Genomic DNA, 25,653 nt, shown 5'->3' with positions numbered 1-25,653 from the left:
TCGCACAAAGGTAAATCATATCGTCCTATCAAAAAATTGAGAAAAATAGGGATTAGAGTACTGCTCGCAGTATTGCTGGTCTTGGTCCTGAGTTCTATCATTCTCTCCTTACCTGCTGTCCAGACCCGATTGGCAAAATACGCCACAAGGTCAATCAACGACGAGTTCGGGACCAATATCAACATTGACCGCCTGCGCGTTTCCCTTATCTCCTGGGACACTGCCCTCAAAGGGATCTATATCGAGGATTACCGCCAGGATACGCTGATCTATATCGAAGAGCTCAACACCTCCATTCTCAGTGTCAGGAATCTTATCGGAGGTCGCCTTGAATTCGGGGATATCGATCTCAATGGACTCAATTTCAAGCTGAAGACCTATGAGGGGGAGACCAGCACCAACCTCGATGTGTTTGTCGCCAAGCTAGACGACAACAAACCCCGTGAACCCGGAAGCCCTCCTTTCTTTCTTTCTTCTTCTGAGATACACATCACCGATAGCAGGTTTCGCCTGATTGATGAGAATCTGGAAACGCAGGAAACTCTCAATTTCATGAATCTGAACCTCGAAGCAGGCGACTTTCAGATCCTGGGGCCTGAAGTGACCACAGAGATAAGGGATCTCGCATTTGTGAGTAAATCAGGCATTGAGGTCAACAGGCTCGACACTTCCTTTAAGTACACCAAACAGCAGATGAGGTTCGATTCCCTGCAGATCGAGACTCCAAAATCCCTCCTGCAGGGCAACCTGGTCTTCGATTACAATCGGGAAGACTTCGCCGACTTCCTGAACAAAGTGAACCTATCGGCCAATTTTGTAGATTCTAGGATTTCCCTGGACGAGGTCAACACCTTGAGCAAACAATTTGGAACAGAAAAAGAAGTGCTCTTTTCGGCCTCCTTCAATGGTGTCCTCAACGATCTCAATGTGAACGATGTATTACTCACCACGGAAAATACAGGGATCAGGGGCGATTTTAATTTCAGGCATCTTTTCGCGAAAGACACTCCATTTATCCTGAATGCAGGGATCAAAAACATCACCACTAGCTATTATGAATTGCGTTCCCTGATGCCAGAGGTCCTGGGAAACAATATACCCTCCACCTTTTCAAGGCTGGGACAATTTACCATTCGGGGCGATGCCACGATCACTGAAACTTCTGTTCAGTCCAGGGTCAATATCAACAGCAGCCTGGGAAATAGCTATGTAGATCTTACACTGACCGATGTAGATCAGATTGACAATGCCAGATATAAGGGCTTCGTATCCCTCATCGACTTCAATCTCGGCAAGTTTGCGGGGGACGACAACCTGGGTCTGGCCTCTATGGACGTAAATGTAGAAGGACAGGGATTTGCCCAGGCCAGTCTCAATACGGAGGTCATAGGACAGGTGTACAGCCTGGAGTTCAACAAATACAATTACAGGGATATTTCGGTTTCAGGTATCCTGAAGGATCAGCTTTTTGACGGTTCCCTGGTCAGTAAGGATCCCAATTTTGATTTTGAATTCAAGGGGTTAGCAGATTTTGGAGGTACTGTGAATACCTTCAACTTCGATGCTGCCGTTGCATACGCCGACCTGAAACTGCTGAATTTTATCAACGACAGTATTTCCATCTTCAAAGGGAATGTGCAGATGGATATTTCGGGGAGTGATCTCGACGATGTGGTCGGGAACATTTCCTTCAATAGCACGAATTACCAGAACATCAACAATACCTATTACTTTGAAGATTTTAATGTGGTCTCCTCCTTTGATGCTGATAGTGTTAGAACCATAAGGATCAATTCTCCGGACATCATAACAGGATTTATGAGGGGCCGTTTTAAGGTAAAGGAACTCGACAAACTCCTCAGGAACTCAATCGGTAGTATCTATACTAACTTCAGGCCTTTTGAGATCTCCGAAGGGCAGACGCTCGATTTTAACTTCAAGATCTACAACAAGATCGTAGACGTCTTTTTTCCTCAGGTCGCCTTTGATCCCAACACCTTTATCCGTGGGAATATCGTTGCAGATGAAGGGGATTTCAAACTCAATTTTAAGTCGCCCCGAATCGCGGCCTACGAGAACGTCTTTGACAGTATTGACGTGAAGATCGACAATAAAAACCCTCTTTTCAATACCTATGTATCGGTTGCCGAGGTAAATTCCGTGTATTATGACTTAAAGGACTTCAACCTTATCAATACCACCCTGGCGGATACCCTTTTCTTCAGGACGGAATTCAAAGGAGGTAGTGAATACAATGACAGTTACAATTTGAATTTCTACCACACCTTTAACGCCCAGAACCGATCGGTGATCGGCCTCAAACGGTCTGATGTAAACTTTAAGGGAAATACCTGGGTCCTCAACAAGGATGGGGATCGAAAAAATAAGGTGATCATCAACCGGTCACTGGACAGCATTCAGATTGAGGAGATTGTCATGAACAACGACAACAGGGAGCAGATCCGGCTCAGGGGGGAGTTGGCCGATTCTACCTACAAGGATCTACAGCTTGATTTCCGCCTGGTTTCCCTGAACAAGATCGCCCCGGCCATTGACAGCCTAAGCCTTTCGGGTGAGATCAACGGAACCCTCAACATCCTCCAAAAGGACGATATATACCTGCCTTCCTGTAATCTGCAGATATCGGATTTCGGTGTTAACGATATTACCCTGGGCCAGTTGAGCATTGGGATCGTGGGTAACCGCGATCTGACTGAGTACGTGGTGAACACCCAGATCACGGAGGAGGGTAGGGAAAAATTCAGCCTGCTGGGGAATTTTACGAATCGGGATGAGGTGCCCATGGCAGACCTGATGGCCAATTTCACTGATTTTACCCTGGAACCTTTTAGCCCCCTTGGTGAAGGGGTCATCACCAATATACGAGGCCTCATCAATGGTTCAGCCCAGATCCGGGGAGATCTCCGGAACCCGAACATCAGCGGGCAGTTGTTCCTCGACCGGGCAGGTATTGCGATCCCTTACCTGAATGTAGATTACGGCTTTGGTCCGAATTCGAGTGTAAGACTGTACAATCAGACCTTCGATTTCGAGAACATACAGCTTACGGATGTGGCCATGAATACCACGGCTACCCTGGATGGGACCATCCGGCATCAGTATTGGGACGACTGGAGCCTGGATCTCAATGTGGATACGGCAGGCGACCGACTTTTGATCCTCAATACGCCCTTTGAGGAAGAGATACTCTATTACGGTACCGGATTTTTAAGGGGTACCGGTCGCATCTTTGGTCCGACCAGGGCCTTGACAATCAAAGTGGAGGGAGAAACCGCTGAAGGGACCTCTCTAAAGATCCCGTTGAGCGACGTAGCATCGATAGGGGATTATTCCTTTATCAATTTTATAGATAAGCAAGCCGAGCGGACCTTTGAAATCGAACGGACCTTAAAGGATTATGAAGGGCTGGAGCTGAACTTCGACCTGGATGTCACCCCGGATGCTGAGGTAGAGATCGTGGTCGACCAGAAAACAGGGTCCTCCCTGAGGGGCACAGGGGAAGGCATCCTGCTGATAGAGATCAATACCAATGGGAAATTCAATATGTTCGGGGACTTTGTCGTCGTGACGGGTACCTACAACTACCGTTTTGGCGGGGTGATCGACAAATCCTTCACCGTAAAACCCGGGGGGAGTATTGTCTGGGACGGAACCCCTCTGGCAGCCCAGCTGAATATGGAAGCGGTCTATTCCCTCAATGCCAACCCGGCACCTCTGCTTGACAATTCCGGGGTCACCAGGCGCATTCCTACCAACGTGGTGGTCCAGCTAACAGGGGAACTGGAAAGACCCACTATTGATTTCAATATCGAATTTCCGGGGACGAGTTCCATTGTACAATCGGAATTGGAGTACAAGCTCCAGGATCCTACGGTAGAAGAGAGAAATGCCTTTTTCCTCCTTGCTCAGGGTACTTTTGTGGATGAGGGCAGCGGCCTTAATCAGCAGGCTGTGACCGGAAACCTTATCCAGACCGCATCCGGACTTGTGAATTCCCTCCTGGGAGGCGGAAATGACAAATTCGATTTTGGTTTTTCCCTGGAGCAGGGAACCCTGGATCCCAGTCAGGTTCAAACGGAAAACAGGCTCGGGGTTACCGTTTCGACCCGTCTTAGTGACCGTGTATTGCTCAACGGCCGGTTCGGGGTACCGGTTGGAGGGGTGAGTGAGACCGTGGTAGCCGGGGATGTGGAAGTGCAGGTACTGCTGAACGAAGAGGGAACCCTGAGGGCCAAGATCTTCAACCGGGAGAACGAGATCCAGCAATTCCTGGCCAACCAGACAGGATACACCCAGGGGGTGGGACTGTCATACGAAGTAGATTTCAGTACCTTCAACGAACTGCTAAGAAAGGTTTTTCAGCCTAAGGAACAACCCGAGAAGTCTGGTGCAAGACCCCGTCCCACTCAGGGGACTATGGGCAGGGACAGCGTGGTTAGATTTTATCAGAAACCCAAGACACTCCCCGTAAAGGACCAGGATCCGTCATCACCGGATTCGCAAAATTAGGTCCTGAAATTTGATTTTTTTTAAACTACATCGTTTGATTAGGCAGTAAAAAGCAATTAAACGCAGGCCGGGACACTGATTTGCCAATTCTTTGCTATTTTTGGAATTCGATAAATTTTATGGATACTAAAATCAAGAAGATTGCGGTCTTTACATCCGGGGGAGATTCACCCGGGATGAATGCCGCCATTCGATCAGTGGTTCGGACCTGCGCCTACATGAAAATTGATTGCGTGGGTATTTACCGGGGATATGAAGGGATGATCGAAGGGGATTTTCTCCCTATGAATGCCCGGAGTGTGAATAATATTATCAACAAGGGAGGAACTATCCTGAAATCTGCCCGGTGTCCGGAATTCAGAACACATGAAGGAAGGCAGAAAGCCTATAATCAGCTGAAATCACAGGGTGTAGACGCCATGGTGGTCATCGGCGGAGATGGAAGCTTTACCGGCGCCCTCCTCTTCAATGAAGAATTTGGAATGCCTGTCATCGGTATTCCCGGAACGATAGATAACGACATTTTTGGAACCCGATATACCCTGGGTTTCGACACGGCCATCAATACGGCCATGGAAGTGATCGATAAGATCCGGGATACGGCGAGTTCTCACCACCGCCTCTTCTTTGTGGAAGTTATGGGTCGGGATGTAGGACACATCGCTCTTAATGCCGGGGTAGGAGCAGGAGCCGAGGAGATCCTCATTCCCGAGGAGAACCTGGGCCTGGAACGCCTCCTGGAATCCCTGAAGCGAAGTAAGCTCACCGGGAAATCATCCAGTATCGTTGTAGTAGCCGAAGGAGATAAAACCACAGGAAAGAATGTCTTCCAACTCAAGGAATACGTAGAAGAACACCTTCCGATCTACGATGTCAGGGTTTGTGTCCTGGGTCATATGCAGAGGGGAGGAGCTCCCACCTGTTTCGACAGAGTCTTGGCCAGCAGGATGGGTGTTAAAGCCGTTGAGGCCTTGCTGGAAGGCAAGACAAACCTAATGGTGGGGATACTCGACGACGACATCGCCTTTACCCCACTCAGTGAAGCGATCAAAGGAAAAACGAAAATCAACAAGGAGCTCATCAGAGTATCCGATATAATGTCCACTTAAAAAAAAGTAAACATGGCAACATTGAAAATAGGAATAAACGGATTTGGTAGAATAGGTCGACTTGTCTTCAGGTCGATTGTAAAAAGAGACGGTATTGAGGTCGTGGCGATCAATGATCTCCTCGATGTGGAACACCTGGCCTATCTCCTGAAATACGATTCTGTTCACGGTAGCTTCGACGGCACGGTGGACGTGAAGAACGGAAATCTCGTGGTGAATGGGAAGACCGTGAGGATCACTGCCGAAAGGGATCCAAAAAATATCAAATGGGATGCGGTAGGAGCCGACATCGTCGCTGAATGTACCGGGATCTTCACCACCATGGAAACAGCCCAGTACCACATAGACGGAGGGGCCAAAAAGGTCGTGATCTCCGCCCCTTCAAAGGATGCCCCCATGTTTGTGATGGGAGTCAACCACAAAAAGGTAAAGGCTTCGGATAAGATCGTTTCCAACGCCTCCTGTACCACTAACTGCCTTGCTCCTCTCGCCAAGGTTCTCCACGATTCCTTTGGGATCGAAGAGGCCCTGATGACCACGGTTCACGCAACCACGGCTACCCAGCTTACGGTAGATGGCCCCTCAAAGAAAGACTGGAGGGGAGGCAGGAGCGCAATGCTTAACATCATCCCGGCTTCCACAGGAGCTGCCAAAGCGGTGACCAAAGTGATCCCGGCTCTGGAAGGAAAACTGACGGGTATGGCCTTTAGGGTACCCACAGCGGATGTCTCTGTGGTAGACCTGACAGTAAGACTGGAAAAAGAAACGTCTTACGAAGAGATCAAAAAGGCCTTCAAGAAGGCGTCTGAAGGAGAACTCAAAGGGATCTTGGGGTATACTGAAGAACAAGTGGTATCTCAGGATTTCATCGGGGATGCACGGACCAGCATCTTCGATGCAGGAGCAGGGATTGAACTCAACCCCAGATTCTTTAAAGTAGTATCCTGGTATGACAATGAAGCGGGTTATTCCAATAAATTGGTAGACCTGGCACAATATATCCATTCCCTCTAGGTAGTAAAACTAAGGCTGAGGAATCCTTGGAATAGGTAAATATTGCTTATTTTAAGGATTCCTTTTTTAGATCGTTATGATATTAATTACAGACAGCGGAGCAACAAAAGCAGATTGGATAGCTTTGGATGAGAAGGGGAATGAGATGTTTATGACCCAGACCCTCGGCCTGAGTCCAGAGGTACTTACACGTGAGGTGATTGAAGACAGGCTCGCAAACAATTTTGAGCTTTCAAAGAACAGGCATAAGGTCAGCCGACTCTACTTCTACGGTGCAGGATGCGGTACAGATCGTATGAAGAAATTCCTGCGGAACATCTTTAAGTCTTTTTTCAACAAGGCAAAAATTGAAGTCAAGGAAGATACTTATGCCGCTATCTACTCCACCACAAAGATTGGCCATCAGGGGATCGTCTGTATCCTGGGAACCGGGTCTAATTGCAGTTATTACGACGGCCATCAATTATTTCAGAAAGTGATCTCCCTAGGGTATATCCCCATGGATGACGGGAGCGGGAACTTCTTTGGCAGAAAACTCATCCGTGATTATTACTTCCACAAAATGCCACAGGCACTGGGTCTGAAATTTGCCAGTGAGTACAATCTCGATCCGGATGTGATCAAGGAGAACCTATATAAACAGCCTAACCCGAATACCTATCTGGCAACCTTTGCGCGATTTCTGATCGAAAACAAGGACCACCCTTATTGCAAAGGCGTCATCGATAAAGGCCTGCAGCAATTCGTGAACAATTACATCATGCAGTTTGAACTGGCCACCAAAGTGCCCGTCCATTTTGTGGGCAGCATCGCCTGGTTCCTACGAGATGAACTAAAAATGGTCCTGGAGCGGAATGACCTGATCACGGGTGTGATCCGCCAAAGACCTATTGATGGTCTTGTCGAATTCCACAAGGAGACTATCTGATCGCGATCATAGAAATTTCCACGTTCACGAACTTGGGGAGATTGGCTACTTCAACCGTTTCCCTGGCCGGGGCCGTGGCGGCGTCGAAATAAGATCCATATACCTCGTTTACCTCAGCAAACTGCTTCATGTCTTTGACAAAGATTGAGGCTTTGACAACCTGCTCAAACCCCATGCTGGCTTTGGTGAGGATAGCTTTCAGGTTTTCCATGCACTGCCTGGTCTCCGTTTTGATATCGCCCGAGATCAATTCTCCCGTATTGGGATCCATGGCGATCTGACCTGAGATGAATAACATGTTCCCTGCCATGACGGCCTGACTGTAAGGCCCGATGGGGGATGGGGCCTTAGACGTGTGGATGATCTTTCTGCTGCTCATATGATTTTATATAAAGGGTTATCTTCTGACGGGCTGACTCCGGTTCTCCCATTTCAGGTCTTGCAGGATGGAACTCTTGATCCCGATAAAGAAGTACCATCTTTTGAAATCTCCAAAAGGGGTCCAGTTAAAACGCATGACGAAACTCTTGAGGTCCCTCTCAAACCTGAGCTGGGTGACTGTAAAACCTTTTCTTCTGATATCGTATCCCGAGGAAGCTCCAACCCTCCAGCGGGGAGATAACTCAATATTCCCGGAAAACATGAGGGAGTGGTTGGAAAATTCGTTCTGCCTGTTGCTGTTGCTGTAGGTGGCTGCGTACTGCAACCGCAGGTCCCAGGGGATCTTTGCGCCGTACCTCGGGTTTTCAATATCGTCAGGGTCCCGGTTCTTAAAACTGCTGTCGTTGAAATTATCAGCCGAGCCAAACAGGTCGTCCGTCCTTCCGCCACTGGCAGCGACATAGGTCTGTCCCGCATAGGGGTCTTGTTCTTCCTCCTCTTCCTCTTCCTTTCGACCGAAATCCTTGCTGCTGATGTTATAACTCATATTGGCCCTGGCGGTGGTGAGCCTGAAAAGGCTACCTCCGTTATTAATATTGAAGGTGTTGATACGCCGTCCATTATTGTCGATCGCATAGGGGTCCAGGCTGGCCCCGAAGTTCACGGACATCTTGTTCTTAAACAGGTTGGTACCCCCGCTCATACTTACCGGACTCAGTTTAAGGGAGTCGGCCTCAAAGTTGTACCCCGTGGAAAAATTGAGACTGTTCAGCAATTGTATCTTCTTAGGCTCAGTTGCCGTGGAGTCCTTGTCCTTCACCTTTGCTTCCAGGGTGTTTTGGAGGGAGAAAGTAAGCGCATTGGATTTTCCCAGCCTGGGCGCTCCGTAGATAGTGTTCTGGAAGCGGGAGTACTGTACGATATTCCCGGACACCTCATTTAGATATTCGTCATAATACTGTTCAAAGGAGGGAGCATAGCCGTAGCTTACGGTAGGTCTCATGACATGCCTTAGGGCCTGGAATTTCTTATCCTCTCCGAAGGTAAAGGTTCCGTAAAGCGTAGTTCCGATACTTGCACTGAAATTATACTGGTTGTAACGGTCAAAACCGCTGATGGTATCCGTGACCACCGTCTGAGTATCCGGATCGAACCGCTGGTTAAAGGTTTGCAGAGTCCAGATATCCTCATAATTCCCGCCCATAGTCACGCTGAAATACTTGGCCACCTTAAAGTTGGTGCTGATCGGGATCCTGTGGCGGGCCCCTACCTTGGCGTCGTCAAACATTTTTGCGGTCAGGAAATCCTCGTCGTTGGTACGGATACTGTTCCGTGCATTCAGATCGTACTGGAAGTTGATGTTCTGGATCGCCCCTTTTTTGATCCCATCCCTTTTGGCAAACGGAAAGACCCGTTCCATGGCGGCCTGAAGGGTGGGTAATGTAACGTCTACTACATTGGTGTTCGTGTTTTGGTTGTGGGTGGCCGTAAGGCTCATATTCACCGAAGGATAAGCCGGGAAGGTCTTTGAGTAGGAGATGGAGGACGACAGGTTATTGGTTTGTGTAAGGGCCAGGTTCTGCTGTAATAAGGAATTCCTGTAGTACTGACTGCTCCCGAGGTTTACCGAGGCCGATAGTCTGCTGTTGGGGTTGGCTTTCTGGTCCTGTGAGTGGGAGATCTGTATGTTGTAGATCGTCCCCCTGCTGTAATCATCGAAGCCTTTCTGACTAACAATCTGGTTCTCATACCTGAAGTTGATATTACCCCGGTACCGGTACCTTTTGGCGTAGACAGATTGTGCCCTGATCCCATAACTCCCGTTAGTATACAGGTCGCCCGTAAGAGTGAGGTCCACATAATCATTGATGGGCAGGTAATACCCTGCATTCTGTAAAAAATACCCCCGGTCCGGGTCATTCCCGAACGTGGGCATCATAATCCCCGCAGTCCGTCCCACGGTAAGCGGAAAATAAGCAAAGGGCAGGGCGATGGGTGTGGGGACATCCACGATATACAGGTTGCTGAACCCGGCGATCACTTTCTTCTTAGGCACGAACTTCGCCTTGCGCACCCGGATGTAGTAATCCGGGTCGATCGTATCCTTGGAGGTGGTGAGTTTCCCTTCGCTTAGAAAGTAGACCGAGTCGTTCTCTTTTTTGGTCCGCTCGGCATAGACCTTCATGGCATCGCTGCCCAGCTGGCCTAGTCCCGCCTGCTGTTCTGTCCGGGAGTTCCAGATAACGGCCTTTTCGGTGTCGAAATTAAAACGGATGGAATCCGGGATGACCACATTCTCCCCCTGTTTGAAATAGGGAAGCTGGGAATAATTGCCTAAGGTATCCTTTATCCGACCGGCATAGACCTCATTCTTTATATAATCCAGAATGATAATCCCGGCCTTGAGTTCGGTGTCCTGGTAATAGATCTCAGCTTCATTGTAGAGGTAGACTTTCTGGTCTTTTTGGCTGAGCTTTACGTAATCTTTGGCCTTATATTTGATCTTATCAAGGAGAAGAGCCGGCTTTTGGGGTACGGATTCCGCGTTCACGGTATCGGTTTTAACGGTATCTGTCGCCAGGGTTGGGGGAAGGGGAGGAGCCTGAATGCTGTCTTCCACAGCCCTGATAGGTAGGGGCCTGATCTTGTCCTCCTGTCCAAAAACCAAGGTCACAACCGAGAAAAACAAACCCGCGAAAAGAAAAAGCCGTTTATTTGATTGCAAAGCTATATATCCTATTTTTGTAGTGATAAGGCTTGATTTTCATAAGTCAAACTTACATATATTTTTCTTCTGCCCGTGGAGGAGAACGATATTTTTAACCTAAGATTAGGAGCGTTATTTTGCCTACTGCCATGAATAAAAAATTGCTTTTTGCTGTCTGTTTTTCTTTCATTTTGACAGCCTCTCTTTCCGCCTCCGATCCTGTTCCGGCAAGCCGTGGGGATGAAGGTTTTGTTGTGGTCCTTGATGCGGGCCATGGCGGCCATGATCCCGGAAACCTGGGAAACGGCTATATGGAGAAGAATATTGCCCTGAATATCGTACTCAAAATAGGGGAGGAGCTCAAGAAAATACCTGGGGTCAAGGTGGTGTATACAAGGGATGACGACTCGTTTGTAGACCTCTTCGTTCGCGGTGAGATCGCAAACAAGGCGGATGCCGACCTGTTTGTTTCCGTACATTGCGATTCCCATACCTCCAACGCCCATGGGGCAGGTACATTTGTCCTGGGACTCCATGCCAACAAACAGAATTTCGAGGTAGCCAAAAAGGAGAACTCCGTGATCTACCTGGAGGACAATTACGAGGCACGTTATGCAGCCTACGATATCAATTCCCCGGAGTCCGTGATCGGGATGACCATCATGCAGGAGGAATTCCTCGACCAGAGCATCCTCCTCGCGAAACTCATTCAGGATAATTTCACTTCAAAGCTAAAACGTAACGACCGAAAGGTGAAGCAGGCCGGATTCATAGTTCTCCACCAGACGTTTATGCCCAGTGTCCTCATCGAGACGGGTTTTTTAACGAACAAGGAGGAAGGCAGATATCTCAATTCCCCCAAAGGCCAGACAGAAATGGGCAAGGCAATCGCCGAAGCCATCCTTAAATACCGCAACAGCATACCCGATGAACAGACCGTGATCTCCAACGGAACTCCTCAAAAGACACCTCCTGTTGTACGGGACGTCCCCAAACCGGCAGATCCTGATCTGAAAACGGAGAAGACCCTTGAGACGGGTACAGAAAATCCCGGATCCGGCAAATCTGAGACTGTTGTTGCTTCAAAAGCAGAGAAGGAACAGGAGTCCCAATCGGTGAGAATGCAGGTAGCCCGTGAGGGAGTCACCTTTAAGGTACAGATCATGGCGAGTTCCAAGAACCTGGCTCCCGGCTCGGCTGAATTCAAGGGATTGAACAAGATATCCAAAGAACCGGTAAACAACTTATTTCGTTACCTCTATGGGGAAACAGACACCTACATGGGGGCAAAACTACTTAAGAATAACGCCGATATGAAAGGCTTTACCACCTCCTACATTGTGGCCTACAAGGACGGGAAGCGCATACCCCTGCAGGAAGCCTTGAAATACGAGGATGAATAATGACCTGCCTTCCGAATTTATTTCTAATTTTGTTTGGAACCTAAAAACGTGAAGTTGAAACTATCTCGGGAAATCAAGACAGGGATCATCGTTATCGGAGGTATACTCTTGTTCATCCTGGGATACAGTTACCTCAAAGCCACGCCCCTGTTCGATGACAGCAAGACCTTTTATGCGATATACGACAATGTGGGCGGACTCCAAACCGGCACACAGGTATCCATTAACGGCTTTAGCGTAGGCAAGGTCAACAACATTCAATTTAAGGACAACAGCGGCAAGCTCGTCGTAACTTTTTCCGTGGCTAACAGTTTTGAATTTTCCAGGAACAGCAAGGCCGAACTGTTTGATACCGGGATCATCGGGGGGAAAGGGATACAGATTGTACCGATGTTTGATGGGGCACCCATGGCCCAGTCCGGCGATACTTTGGTAACCAATACACGCCCGGGTCTAACTGAATTGGTCCAGCAAAAACTGACCCCCCTTCAATTAAAAGTAGAAGGGGCGGTATCCCATGCAGATACCCTGTTGATGAATGTCAATGAGGTGCTGGACGACAAAACCAAGAGAAACCTGAGGGAAAGCATACAAGGCCTCACTGCTGTAATGGAGAGCTTTCAGAAAAGCGCAGGCACTCTCAACGAGATGCTCGACAAGAACAAAGCACACATAGACAGCTCCCTGAGTAATGTAGACCGACTTACCACCAATTTTGCACAGCTTTCAGACTCTTTGGCAGCGGCCAATCTCGGAGAGACCATTCGAAACCTTGAGTCGACCATGAACAATCTCAACGATATCCTGGCAAAGATCGAGCAAGGAGAAGGCACCATGGGCAAACTGATGAAGGACGAAGACCTGTATAATAATCTGACCGAGGCATCCAGGGAACTGGATCTACTTCTGCAGGATTTCCGTCTGAATCCCAAGCGCTATGTGAATGTTTCGGTTTTTGGCAAGAAACAGATCGAATATTCCCTTCCAGAGAACGATCCTGCATTAATCAACAACGAATAATTAATGGAATACCTTCCCAATATCCTCTTCGCTGTCCTATTGATTGCAGGCATCGGCTATTTTACACGAAACGTAAAAAAACTAAGGAGGAATATTATGCTGGGCAGGGATATAGACCTGTCGGATAACAAGCCTCAACGCTGGAAGAACATGATGCGGATCGCCCTGGGTCAGAGCAAAATGGTGGTCAGACCCATAGCCGGACTTATGCACATCATCGTCTATCTGGGATTCATCATCATCAACATTGAGGTGTTGGAGATCATCATTGATGGCCTCCTTGGAACCCATCGGGTTTTTGCTTTTATGGGAGGGTTCTACGATTTCCTGATCGCCTCTTTTGAGATCCTGGCCCTGCTGGTCATCGTGGCGGTGGTGGTGTTCTGGCTCCGAAGGAATGCCCTGAAACTGGCTCGCTTTGTAAAGCCCGAAATGAAGGGATGGCCTAAAAATGATGCAAACTGGATCCTTTATATTGAACTTATACTAATGGCGCTCTTCCTGACCATGAATGCGTCAGACCTTCAGTTGCAACGTATGGAAGTAGCCCATTACACGGAAGCGGGTTCATTCCCGGTCAGCCAGTGGATCACACCCTTGTTTGAAGGCATGTCCGCTTCAACGGTGGTCCTGATTGAAAGGTCTGCCTGGTGGCTGCATATTGCAGGAATACTGTTCTTTCTGAATTACCTGTATTATTCCAAACACCTCCATATTTTACTGGCCTTTCCTAACACCTACTTCGGAAATCTTAAACCCAAGGGCCAGTTCAGCAACAACGATGCGGTTACCAAAGAGGTGCGGTTGATGATGGATCCCAATGCCGATCCGTTTGCAGCTCCTGCAGAAGATGCAACACCACCGGATAAGTTCGGAGCTTCAGACGTTAAAGACCTGAAATGGGTGCAGTTGCTCAGTGCCTATACCTGCACGGAATGCGGCAGGTGCACCAGCGAATGCCCGGCCAACCAGACCGGGAAAAAGCTATCGCCCAGGAAGATCATGATGGACACGCGCGATCGTCTTGAAGAGGTCGGCAGGAATATGGATAAGAATAAGGGAACCTTTGTGGATGACGGGAAGCAACTGCTCGACGACTATATCACCCGGGAGGAACTGTGGGCCTGTACTTCCTGCAACGCCTGTGTGGAAGCCTGCCCGGTGAGCATTGACCCCCTGTCTATCATCATGGACATGAGACAATACCTCGTGATGGAACAGTCTGCTGCACCTGCGGAGTTGAACGCGATGATGGGAAATATAGAGAACAACGGAGCCCCGTGGCCTTTCAACCAGATGGACCGACTTAACTGGGCCAGTGAAACAGCATAACAATAGAAAGAGGATAAAATGAATGTACCGACCATGGCATCCCTGTTCGCCGAAGGCAAAGAACCGGAAGTTCTGTTCTGGGTAGGATGTGCCGGCAGTTTTGACGACAGGGCAAAAAAGATCACCAAGGCCTTTGTAAAACTTCTTGAAAAGGCCGGGGTAAGCTTTGCGGTTCTGGGTACAGAAGAGAGCTGCTCGGGAGATCCTGCCAAGAGGGCCGGCAATGAATTCCTTTTCCAGATGCAAGCGGTCACCAATATTGAAGTAATGAACGGGTATGGTATCAAAAAAGTGGTCACAGCCTGTCCGCATTGCTTTAATACCCTTAAAAACGAGTATCCGGGCCTGGGAGGCAATTACGAGGTGATGCACCATACGCAGTTCTTGAAGCAACTTCTGGAGGAAGGACGTCTCACACTTCAGGGAGGAACATTCAGGGGCAAGAGGATCACCTTTCATGACCCCTGTTACCTCGGGAGAGCCAATAATGTATACGAAGCCCCCAGGGAGCTTATTCGCAAGCTGGATGCAGAGCTCGTGGAGATGAAGAATTGCAAACAGAGGGGCTTGTGCTGTGGTGCCGGAGGAGCCCAGATGTTCAAAGAAGCTGAAAAGGGCGATAAGGAGGTGAATATTGAACGCACTGAGCAAGCTCTGGAGACCCAGCCGGAAATTATCGCTGCCGCCTGTCCTTTTTGTAATACAATGATGACAGATGGGGTGAAAAATAAGGAGAAAGAAGGTGCGATCGCGGTGATGGATATTGCAGAGTTGATGTCTAAGGCCGAGGATCTTTGATCCAGGTATTTTTGGAACGATTTTAGTGTAGAATGAAGATGAATATGAATAAAGGACAACTATGTTAGTGGCATTTGAAGAATTGCCTGATACTTCCAGGATTTGGGTCTATCAGGCCGACAGGAATTTTTCCGAAGCCGAGTTAAAAGAACTCAACGAATTGATTCCGCAATTCCTCACCCAGTGGACGGCCCATGGAGCGTCACTCCATGCCGGTTATGAGATAAGATATAAGCGTTTTATTGTGTTTGGGCTCGACCAGACACAGGCATCAGCTTCCGGGTGTAGTATAGATGCTTCCGTTCACTTCATTCAGGGCCTGGAGAAACGATTCGGGGTCGAGCTGCTCGACAGGATGAATGTATCCTTTAAACAGGGCGACTATATCACGTACAAGTCCATGGCGGATTTTAAGAAAATGGCCAAAGCCAAGGCTATCTCAAAAAACACCATCGTCTTCAACAACCTTGTGGTCAACAAGCAGGAGTACCTCGAACACTGGGAGGTACCTGCCTCAGAAAGCTGGCATGGCCGGTTCATTTAGTGCATTCACCACAAATTCAGGGCGTTAACCGTTAAAAACGCAATAATTCTCAAGCATCACAGTTAGATTCAATGTTCAGATCGCCTATGCGGAAAATTATTATATCCTCCCTTTTATTACTGATTCTCCCGGCTGTGATTTTGGCTCAGGGAAACCCATTGCTTACGCCAGACAGTTTGGCCCAACAGCAGTGGGTTGACGAAATCTATGGTACAATGAGCCTGGAGGAGAAGATAGGGCAATTGTTTATGGTGTTGGTCGCTTCAGATCAGAATAAGGAATCCACAGACAGGATAAAAGATCTGATCAGGGAGGAGCATCTCGGTGGACTAATCTTTTCGACGGGCGGACCTGTAAGGCAGGCTAAACTCACCAATGAGTATCAATCGATATCCAGGATCCCTTTGCTAATTGGGATGGATGCGGAATGGGGTCTCGCTATGCGACTCGATTCCACTTTTGCCTATCCCTGGAACATGACCCTGGGGGCCATCCGGGATTCAAGTGTGATCGAAAAGATAGGCTTTAGGATAGGAACCCACGCAAAACGCCTGGGGGTGCATATCAACTTTGCCCCGGATGTGGATATCAACATCAATCCCCGGAATCCCATCATTGGGAACAGGTCTTTTGGAGAAGAGCGTCAGAACGTGGCTCAAAAAGGAGCAGCCTTCGTCCGAGGGATGAGCAGGGCCGGAGTCTTAACCAGTGCCAAGCATTTTCCAGGACATGGGGATACGGAGGTCGATTCACACAAGGACCTGCCTGTGATTCCATTCGAAAAAGAAAGACTGGACAGTATTGAGATCCATCCCTATAAAAGATTAATAAAGGAGGGGGTTTCCGGGGTGATGGTAGCCCATTTGAATGTAACGGCCCTTGAACTGGAAGAGAAGAGGCCATCTTCCCTCTCAAAAAACATCATTTCCCAGACATTGAAACAGGAGCTGGGGTTTCAGGGCCTGGTTCTTACGGATGCCCTGAATATGAAAGGTGTGACCAACTTTGCAGGGGAAGACAATGCAGCATTGCAGGCCTTCCTCGCCGGGAATGACATACTTCTCATGCCGGCAAACCTGATGGGGGCAAGAGCAGCCTTGTTAAAGGCATATCGGGAAGGGTTGATCACCGAATCCCGTCTTTCAGCTTCTGTCAGGAAGATATTGATGGCTAAATACAAATCGGGTTTGCACGCTTATCAACCCATTCCTCTCGAAGGGCTGAATGATGACCTCAATGCCCTTGAGGATACCTTGCTTTACGAAGAGGCCTTTGAACACGCCATCACCCTGGTAAGGAACAACGTCGACCTGTTGCCGGTGAAGAACCTGGAGAACAAGAAGATCGCATATGTAGCCATGGGGGATGATTCGGGGGAGTCTTTTTTAAGTGCCCTGAAGAGATATACAGAGGTAACCCCTGTGGAGGGCAAGGATATTGGGACGTTGAAAAAAAACCTGGAGCCCTACAATGTGGTTATCGTTGGGTTTCACAAGAGTAATGAAAGCCCCTGGAAGCCTTTTAAGTTCACTGAAAAAGAACTGTACTGGCTGGCAGAATTGGGCAGGCAGCGAAGTTTCAACCTGGTACTTTCCGTATTCGCAAGGCCCTATGCATTGCTGGATGTGGTAAGTTATGACGATCTGGATGCATTGGTGCTGAGCTATCAGAACAGCGAGATCGCACAGGAAAAGACAGCGGAGATCATTTTCGGGGCCATTCCTGCCAGAGGGAAGCTACCGGTATCTCTTGGATCTGGTCATCCTGCAGGGACAGGTATCCTGGGGAAGTCGCTAGGTAGGTTAGGCTTCAGCATCCCCGAAAGGGTGGGTATGGACCGAAAAACACTGGCGAGGGTAGATACACTCGTACAGAACGGCATAGATTCCATGATGTTTCCTGGAGCACAAGTACTTGTGGCCCGCAAAGGGAAGGTGATCTACGAAAAGAACTTCGGGAAACCCACCTATGATTCTGCGGACTCCATTACCTCAGAACACCTGTATGATCTGGCCTCCCTTACCAAGATCCTGGCTACCCTTCCTATTGTCATGTCTATGGAGGAGCAGGGTAAGATCTCCCTGAACGATACTTTCGGAAAATTGATCCCGGCCTATGACACGACAAAACTCAAGGATGTTACGGTGCTTAAAGCTCTCAGCCATTACGGCAGGCTGCCTTCCTGGATCGCGTTCTATTTGGCAACCCTGGATAAGAACCGGAAGCCCTCCCCCGAATTCTACCGAGCCCGTCCGGGTCCGGGTTATTCCATCAAGGTAACAGACAATCTCTATCTAAGTGATGCCTACCAGGATTCCATTTACAACAGGATAGGGAGACAGTCTCTAAAATCGAATCGTTACAGGTACAGCGATGTGGCGTATTACGTGATGAAAAAATACATAGAACAAACTCTGGGAGAAACCCTTGACCAATTGGCTACGGAAGAGTTCTACAAACCCCTGGGGGCGGACAATACCCGCTTTAAGCCCCTGGAATATTTCGATAAGGCACGGATCGTACCTTCGGAGATCGATAATTATTACAGGTACCAGACCGTACAGGGATATGTGCACGACATGGGAGCGGCCATGCAGGGCGGGGTAGGAGGCCATGCCGGATTGTTCAGCAATGCCAGGGATGTGGCCAAGATCATGCAAATGTACCTGCAAGGGGGGTATTACGGAGGGGATCGCCTGCTGCTGTCGAGGACTATCGAGAAATTCAACAGATGTTATTTCTGCAAGGAGGATGTCAGACGTGGGGTGGGGTTCGACAAACCACAGCTCGAAGAACACGGGCCCACCTGTGGCTGTGTAAGTCGCAAGAGCTTTGGCCATAGTGGCTTCACAGGCACCTATACCTGGGCCGACCCCGATGAGGAAATCGTTTATGTCTTTTTGTCGAACCGTACCTATCCCTCATCGAGCAATAACCTCCTGATCAAATCCGAATTGCGGACCCGTATCCAGCAGGCTATTTATGATTCCATTATCAATTAGGAAGGGAAATTAAATGTAAGTTTACGTCATGAAGATCGCCATCGTATGTTATCCCACTTTTGGTGGGAGTGGGGTAGTAGCCACAGAACTCGGGATAGCCCTGGCCAACAGGGGGCATGAGATCCACTTCGTGACCTACCGTCAGCCCGTCAGGCTGGAATTGCTGAGTAATAACATTCATTTCCATGAGGTGCACGTCCCTGAATATCCCTTGTTCCATTATCAGCCCTATGAACTGGCCCTCTCCAGTAAGCTGGTAGACACCATCAAACTACACGGGATAGAGCTATTGCATGTACATTACGCCATCCCCCATGCCTACGCGGGCTACATGGCCAAGAAGATATTGGAAGAGGAGGGGATTTACATTCCCATGATCACCACCCTCCACGGGACAGATATCACCCTGGTGGGGAACCATCCCTTTTACAAGCCGGCAGTCACATTCAGTATCAATAAATCCGAGGTAGTGACCAGTGTTTCGGCAGACCTGAGGCAAAAGACCCTGGATTTCTTCGAGATTGATAAGGAGATCGAGGTTATTCCCAACTTTATAGACACGCGTAAGTACAGTGCTGAATTTACCGATTGCCAGCGCTCCCTCATGGCTGGGGAGGATGAAAAGATCATCACCCATATCAGTAATTTCAGGAAGGTAAAGCACATCCCGGATGTGATCAAGGTATTCTACGGGATCCAGAAGGAGATGCCCGCCAAACTGATCATGGTAGGGGAAGGACCTGAAAAAGAGAAGGCGGAAATGCTGGTTGATGAATTGGGAATTACCCAAAAAGTAGTGTTTCTCGGTCAGAGTTCTGAGATAGACCGCATATTGTGTTTCTCAGATCTCTTCCTGCTACCTTCCAAGTCGGAAAGTTTCGGACTGGCGGCCCTGGAGGCCATGATCAATAAGGTACCCGTGATCTCCAGCAATACCGGCGGGATCCCGGAGGTCAATATTCACGGGGTAACCGGCTTCCTGAGTGATGTTGGGGATGTGGATGACATGGTCAAAAACGCACTGCACATCCTGAAAGATCAAAAGACCCTGGAAGGCTTTAAAATGAACGCCTACAAGACGGCTCTGAAGTTCGATCTGCAACACGTGCTGCCGCTATATGAGGATTTGTATGAGAAGGCCTACAGGGAATATTTCAAAAGTGTGGAATGATTCCGCCGTAAATTTCGGACGGTATCAAAACACAATCCGTCCTGGATTGTGAAATTCAACTTCATTCTGGTCGTTATAGCGAATCATTGTTCGACACTGAGTAAATTTACTTTACATTGCTCACACTGATTGGACGAAAAATTTCAGTAATATTGGTCCTACGTAGGGAATTATTACCCTGTAAGAATTCATCTCTACGGTGATGATATTTATTTTATTGCGTAAAACTGATTTTCAAAACATTTGGATAAACTCAGATTGATTTATAATCTCCTGCGAGAAGGGGAATTCCAATTTCTGATAAAAGGAATTGCAAAACGCATTAAATCCAGTCAGCGTGCCTTTGGTATGAAAAGGGATCTTACGATTCCCATAAAGCCCGTGAGATCTCTGAAAAAAGTTAGGATCGAAGTTGCCAGGCCCGAACATCATTCCCATTTTGAGATGGATCATCAAAATTTTGGCATTGTTGAACGGAACATCCCGTATTGCTATGTCGCAGTGACCGAGGATGGGGTCCCATGTTTTCGTCAGTGGCTCATAAGTTCATCCCAAAATGATAAGATAAGGGACTTTTGGGGAGACTCCTACCCGGTTCTCGCCAGCAATGAGGCTCTTATAGAAAATGCATTTACACTACCTAAATACAGGGGATTTGGGGTCATGCCTCACGCAATGGACCTAGTTGCAAAAAAGGCTGAAGAATTCAATGCCCGATTCGTCATTACTTTTTCTCCAGAGGACAACGTCAATTCAATTAAAGCTTGCTATTATGCAGGTTTCAAGCCCTATATCATGAGAACTGAAAACTGGTTCTTGTTCAGAAAGAAAGTTACTTTTAGCGATCTTTCTACTGACATGATTGAATTCTACGATAAAATTACTCCTTCACGAAAGTAAAGGGAGGTGTTTCTCAACATATTGCCACCTCTGGTTAATTTACCGAAAAGCTGAATACTTCCGAATCGGATTCATTACCAATTGCGTCCCTTGTGACGATCTTCCAAAAATAAGTTGTGCCCGAAGTCACCGGGACAGAGGTGAGGGAGGCAGTCGAAAGATCTTGTTCAAACATTACCGGAGGCTTTGAACTTCCAAAATATACATCATATTCCACAATGTCATCGTCCAGATCTGCAGCCTGCCAGGTCAGATTGACCGAGCTCATACCAGATAAAGATGCTCCAGGCAGCGGATTTAAGGCTTCTGCAGGGAAAGGAACATATGAAGTGATAGCGTCTCCGGCATTGTAAAACGACCAGGTATCGCTGGTCGCGGTGGCGTTTGAACCATCAGCCAATGACACTACATACCAGGAATAGGGCACTCCCCTCTCTATACGGGCTGTAAAATTGACATTTTCAGTGGTATATATATCCTTGGAGCCATTGATTAGATGTGAGATATGAAGCTCATAGCGATCTGTATTGGCTGAGGCATTCCATTGAAGAGTAACCTCACTAAGCGTTGCCGAAATCAGCGTACCTTCATAACATTCGGTCAGGTTTTCCGGAAATACTAAAGAGGCGGCATCCGGACTTATCAGCAGCGAAGCCAGATCCCTGTCCTTGCCACAGGATGCCAGTATGAGAATCAGACTTGCTATGAATCCTATCAGTGGCCTCATTTTTTTATCACTTTAAAGTTTTTGACAAAATTAGGTGTGCTCACCTTTATAAAGTAAATCCCGCCTGGCAGCGCGCTTGCATTAAGGGTGATCAGTCCATCAATGACCTCGTTTTCCTGGGAGACCACAAGACTTCCATTTTCTGCGAATACATCGATTTGGACAGTTCTGCTGTCAGGCCGATTGATCTGAACATGGATCTCATCCTGAAACGGATTCGGAAATACTACCGCATCTGCAGCCAGATAAATGGTCTCCATATATTCCCCCTGGCAGTCCTGTTCTGTATATACTTTTACGGTATTGACCTCCTTTTTAAGCTCGAGAGTCATTTTGTCGGATCCTGTCTTAAAAATCTGAGAATTGAATTCGACCGTGTACAAAGACGCCCCTGAGAAAAGAAGGGTCAGTGTACCGTCGATGGAATTGATTGAGGAATCTACACTTAGCTCCTCAGGTTCCGAGACAGTTGCTCTGCCACAGAATTCATATGCAGGAATCTCACTAACGGTAATACATATTTCATAGGTTCCTGCAATCAGATCGGTAACCTCCAGGTTCTGAGAGAAATTGAAGGTTTGTGAATAACTCGCCGAGGTGATCTGTGCTGTATAGGACAATGCCTGAACTGCCGAGATGTTCAAAAGCCCATTGGCCTGTCCAGGACAAGAATTGGAGGTGACAGCGATCACAAAATTATCCGAAGGAAGACCCGTCACCGGGCATCCTGTGCTGTCTACCGCAATACCCGGAGCAGTATTCGGGCATTGATCAAGATCGTTGGAGACTCCGTCATTGTCGTCATCCAGCTGACTTTGACTGCATCCATCAGCATCTACAGATTCTCCGTTGGGAGTGTTCGGACAAAGATCGAGGTCGTTAGTGACTCCATCATTGTCCCCATCCAATTGGCCCGCCTCGCATCCAAACTGGTCGACCGTAGCCCCAGCCGGAGTATTTGGGCACTGATCCACAGCATTGCTTACCCCATCGTTGTCGTCATCCAGTTGGGAGGGTGAGCAGCCATTTGCATCAGCCGTTTCGTTTGACGGCGTATTTGGGCACAGATCCTGATCATTGCTGACCCCGTCGTTATCGTCGTCAAGCTGACTTTGAGCACAACCCACTGAATTCACGGTGGCTCCTGCCGGCGTATTGGGACATTGATCCAGATCGTTGTTCACTCCGTCGTTATCATCGTCAAGCTGACTTTGTGCACAACCCTCAGAATTTACAGAGGCCCCTGCCGGAGTATTCGGACACTGATCCAGGTCGTTGCTAACCCCGTCGTTATCATCGTCCAACTGGCTTTGGGAACACCCATTCGCATCCACGTATTCACCAGCAGGTGTGTTCGGACAGAGGTCCACCGTATTGTCTACCCCGTCGTTATCATCATCTCCGGGTGGATTGACGATTATGGACAAGACCTCATAACAACCATTGCTCAAAGTAAAGAGATACATCCCCTCATCTGACTCCATAATACCCGGGATGGTATAATTGCCTGTGACTTTCGTGCCGTCAGGAAGGGTGATTTCAAAATCAGTATCGCTTTCTACTGTGCTAAGGCCGATGGCCTCACCTTCCACAACCTGAATCTCATTTCCGGCTACTGTCCAACTGCCACTATTTCTCTGGTATTCGATGGTTATAGGAGTAGAAGCGCAGTCCACAGCGTTCCACCTGGCTATATTCAGCGCACTTGTGAGACCTGCCGAAGTAAAATTACCTCCGGCAAAAAGATTATTGCCTTCCGATGAAAACCCGAGGGCATTGATCTGGGTGCTGACCCCTACATTCGTATTTGTGCCCAGGGCTTCCCATCCTGTTCCTTCACTCCATCGGGCAATATTATTGACGATCTTATTCGTTCCCGGTATATCGGTTGCCGTCTCAAAACTACCGCCCACGTATAGGTACGATCCATTCTGAATCAGGGAACGTACATTGCCGCTAAGCCCGACACCTAGTGCTTCCCATACCAGTAAATTCCTATCCCATCTCGCGATCCTGTTAACTGTCAGACCGCCTGCCTCAGCGAAGTTTCCCCCTGCGTAAACAAAACCGGCATCTATGGTTATGGCCTGCACAAACCCACTGGTTCCCAGACCGAGTGTGCCCCAATTGGTTCCATCCCAGGTTGCGATCCTCGGAGCTGAATTTCCCCCTGCCGAATCAAAATTGCCTCCGACATAAAGGACATCATTCTCATCGAATGCAATTGCTCTGATTTCATTATTAGTGCCGATTAAACTATTGCCGGCGTCTGTAAGGGCAGACCAACTACCAGTCCACAAAGCGATATTATTAACTGTGATCCCTCCGGCTGTAACAAATACTCCACCTACATATACCCGGTCTGCGCTGTCTACGCCGATTTTGGCAACCGGTCCGTCTGTGCCGGTACCCATGGCATTCCAGGAAGTCCCATTCCAAAAGGCAATGTTGTTGGCAGTGATCCCGCCGATCTGAGTAAACTCTCCTCCCACATAAACATTGCCGTTACTGTCTGTCGCTATGCTATTCACTTTTCCGTTTGTTCCTCCCCCAAACGCATTCCAGCCATTTTGGGGAGAATAGGTTGCCATATCCACAGTAGAAATCCCCCCTGCGGAGGTAAAATCGCCCCCCACATACACCACGTCCTCCGATAAGACCGACAGGCTTTCCACTACGCCGTTTACACCACTCTCCAGGGTATACCATTTGCCAAAGCCGTTAACGGGAGTATTGGTTCCCCCTCCGGTTCCCCCCGTGATCCTGTAAATCCTGGCAGAATTTCCATAATTGCTGAAATAGAGTTCTCCACTTTCGTCGAGTCCGAAACTCGAGATATACTGACCACTCAGGTCGAATAACTCAGTTGATGTGGCAGTTCCCAAAGATTCATTGTAATCCAATGACCAAACCCGTCCTGAAATGTAATCTCCATAGATATACTTCCCTTGTAACAAAGGATCTGTGCTGGTACCTCTGTAGACGTAGCCACCTGTTATGGACACGTCCCCGTTGAGATGATCGTATTCAAAGATGGGCTTTATGTCAGGAGTGGTCACCAAAGAGGTGGAGGTATCTTCCAGGGAATTCCCCTCAAACCGATCCCATCCGTAATTACCTCCATTGGTGATAAGGTTGATTTCCTCGTAATCCCCCTGGCCCACATCCGCACCCCATAGTCTGTTGGTAGGGGGGTCAAAAGACAGCTTCCATGTATTTCGAATACCCCAGGCATAAAGTTCATCCAGGCCGGAAAGACCCACCCTTGGATTGTCTGCAGGTATCTCGTAATTCCCATCCGGAAGGTCGGGATTGGCCTCTACCGGGTTACTCCCGTCAACGTCCACATCGATTCTGAGAATACTGCCGAATATATTATCCAGATCCTGGGCGTTCTTATTCGGGTCTCCTGCACCGCCGCCATCTCCGACAGAAATGTACAGATACCCATCAGGGCCAAAAGCGATCTTACCACCATTGTGGTTAGAACTGGATTGGTTTTTATCGAAACTGAATAAGATAAGCTCACTGCCCGGATTGGCGCTGTCCGGATCTGTATTGCTCACCTGGTACCTCGCGAGAACAATTTCCACGTTGATCCCTGAAACGGAACTGGGGGCCGTGTAATACACATAGAAATAGCCGTTTACATTGTAATTGGGGTGAAAGGCGAGTCCGAGTAAACCGATCTCCTGTCCGCTGCTGTAGCTGACGACACCTGTAAGGTCCAGAAACACGGATTTCTGGGCAGTTGTCACGCCAGGATCATTGGGAAAGACCACGATCCGCCCGGGCTGTTCTACCACAAAAATCCTGTCCGTTCCATCCACAGAGGGCTGAATTTCAACAGGATACTGAAAAGTGAGATTAGGGAAGGCTTCTTCGTAGGTTACCTGGGCCCAAGACGCAGCAAAGAAGAGCAGGAATCCTAATTGCAACAGCGAGAAGTAAATTTTAGAAAATCTGAAAAAGCGCATTCAGTTGGTTATTTGTAGCATGCAATACATAGGTAGGCGACCTAATTTAGGGAACCCCTGTCAAAAATAGAAAAGGACAGGGTCAAATTAGATGAAATACGCCAAATATT

16 protein-coding genes are annotated in these 25,653 nt (G+C 48.3%); 12 read left to right on the top strand and 4 right to left on the bottom strand.

The window, feature by feature from the left end:
• Positions 1-36 precede the first annotated feature (36 nt).
• From IEV19_RS02780 to IEV19_RS02765, 4 genes are all read left to right on the top strand, one after another.
• A complete protein-coding gene (locus tag IEV19_RS02780) occupies positions 37-4,530 on the top strand; it encodes a translocation/assembly module TamB domain-containing protein (RefSeq protein WP_229732458.1) in 4,494 nt (1,497 codons plus the stop codon).
• Positions 4,531-4,649: 119 nt separating this feature from the next.
• On the top strand, positions 4,650-5,639 hold the full coding sequence (gene pfkA, locus IEV19_RS02775) for a 6-phosphofructokinase (protein ID WP_188369178.1): 990 nt from the start codon (positions 4,650-4,652) through the stop codon (positions 5,637-5,639).
• A 12-nt stretch (positions 5,640-5,651) separates the two neighbouring features.
• Complete coding sequence (gap, locus tag IEV19_RS02770; protein ID WP_188369177.1) at positions 5,652-6,653, top strand: type I glyceraldehyde-3-phosphate dehydrogenase; 1,002 nt, start codon at positions 5,652-5,654, stop codon at positions 6,651-6,653.
• Positions 6,654-6,729: 76 nt separating this feature from the next.
• Positions 6,730-7,581: an N-acetylglucosamine kinase gene (locus tag IEV19_RS02765; RefSeq protein WP_188369176.1), complete on the top strand. Its 852-nt coding sequence runs from the start codon at positions 6,730-6,732 to the stop codon at positions 7,579-7,581.
• Here IEV19_RS02765 and IEV19_RS02760 read toward each other — a convergent pair.
• Together IEV19_RS02760 and IEV19_RS02755 are read right to left on the bottom strand one after the other, a co-directional pair.
• Positions 7,574-7,960 (bottom strand): RidA family protein, encoded by a 387-nt coding sequence (locus IEV19_RS02760; RefSeq protein WP_188369175.1) that lies wholly within the window; start codon positions 7,958-7,960, stop codon positions 7,574-7,576. The genes IEV19_RS02765 and IEV19_RS02760 overlap by 8 nt on opposite strands.
• A gap of 18 nt (positions 7,961-7,978) precedes the next feature.
• Positions 7,979-10,636: a putative LPS assembly protein LptD gene (locus tag IEV19_RS02755; RefSeq protein WP_188369174.1), complete on the bottom strand. Its 2,658-nt coding sequence runs from the start codon at positions 10,634-10,636 to the stop codon at positions 7,979-7,981.
• A 182-nt stretch (positions 10,637-10,818) separates the two neighbouring features.
• On the opposite strand from IEV19_RS02755, the gene IEV19_RS02750 reads away from it, so the two are divergent.
• From IEV19_RS02750 to IEV19_RS02715, 8 genes are all read left to right on the top strand, one after another.
• Positions 10,819-12,072 (top strand): N-acetylmuramoyl-L-alanine amidase family protein, encoded by a 1,254-nt coding sequence (locus tag IEV19_RS02750; RefSeq protein ID WP_188369173.1) that lies wholly within the window; start codon positions 10,819-10,821, stop codon positions 12,070-12,072.
• A gap of 54 nt (positions 12,073-12,126) precedes the next feature.
• Positions 12,127-13,092, top strand: coding sequence for an MlaD family protein (locus tag IEV19_RS02745; protein ID WP_188369172.1), 966 nt, complete (start codon positions 12,127-12,129; stop codon positions 13,090-13,092).
• A gap of 3 nt (positions 13,093-13,095) precedes the next feature.
• The gene (locus IEV19_RS02740) at positions 13,096-14,424 is read left to right on the top strand and encodes a 4Fe-4S dicluster domain-containing protein (RefSeq protein WP_188369171.1); all 1,329 of its coding nucleotides are present in this window, start codon (positions 13,096-13,098) and stop codon (positions 14,422-14,424) included.
• An 18-nt stretch (positions 14,425-14,442) separates the two neighbouring features.
• On the top strand, positions 14,443-15,222 hold the full coding sequence (locus IEV19_RS02735; RefSeq protein ID WP_188369170.1) for a (Fe-S)-binding protein: 780 nt from the start codon (positions 14,443-14,445) through the stop codon (positions 15,220-15,222).
• Positions 15,223-15,283: 61 nt separating this feature from the next.
• On the top strand, positions 15,284-15,766 hold the full coding sequence (locus IEV19_RS02730) for an ABC transporter ATPase (protein WP_188369169.1): 483 nt from the start codon (positions 15,284-15,286) through the stop codon (positions 15,764-15,766).
• An 86-nt stretch (positions 15,767-15,852) separates the two neighbouring features.
• Entirely contained in the window at positions 15,853-18,768 is a 2,916-nt protein-coding gene (locus IEV19_RS02725; RefSeq protein ID WP_188369168.1) for a serine hydrolase domain-containing protein, read from the top strand.
• Positions 18,769-18,796: 28 nt separating this feature from the next.
• On the top strand, positions 18,797-19,939 hold the full coding sequence (gene bshA, locus IEV19_RS02720; protein WP_188369167.1) for an N-acetyl-alpha-D-glucosaminyl L-malate synthase BshA: 1,143 nt from the start codon (positions 18,797-18,799) through the stop codon (positions 19,937-19,939).
• Positions 19,940-20,182: 243 nt separating this feature from the next.
• Positions 20,183-20,839, top strand: a complete 657-nt coding sequence (locus tag IEV19_RS02715) for a hypothetical protein (RefSeq protein WP_188369166.1) — start codon at positions 20,183-20,185, stop codon at positions 20,837-20,839.
• A 34-nt stretch (positions 20,840-20,873) separates the two neighbouring features.
• Here IEV19_RS02715 and IEV19_RS02710 read toward each other — a convergent pair whose 3' ends face one another.
• Positions 20,874-21,566, bottom strand: coding sequence for a fibronectin type III domain-containing protein (locus tag IEV19_RS02710; RefSeq protein ID WP_188369165.1), 693 nt, complete (start codon positions 21,564-21,566; stop codon positions 20,874-20,876).
• Complete coding sequence (locus IEV19_RS02705) at positions 21,563-25,504, bottom strand: PQQ-dependent sugar dehydrogenase (protein WP_188369164.1); 3,942 nt, start codon at positions 25,502-25,504, stop codon at positions 21,563-21,565. The genes IEV19_RS02710 and IEV19_RS02705 overlap by 4 nt, the downstream gene beginning before the upstream one ends.
• Between the last annotated feature and the right edge of the window lie 149 nt (positions 25,505-25,653).

Source organism: Muriicola marianensis, assembly GCF_014638095.1.
In the GTDB taxonomy this organism is placed as follows: Bacteria; Bacteroidota; Bacteroidia; order Flavobacteriales; family Flavobacteriaceae; genus Muriicola; species Muriicola marianensis.
Note: the sequence above shows the minus strand (reverse complement) of the source record. Positions and strands in the feature narration are given on the sequence as shown.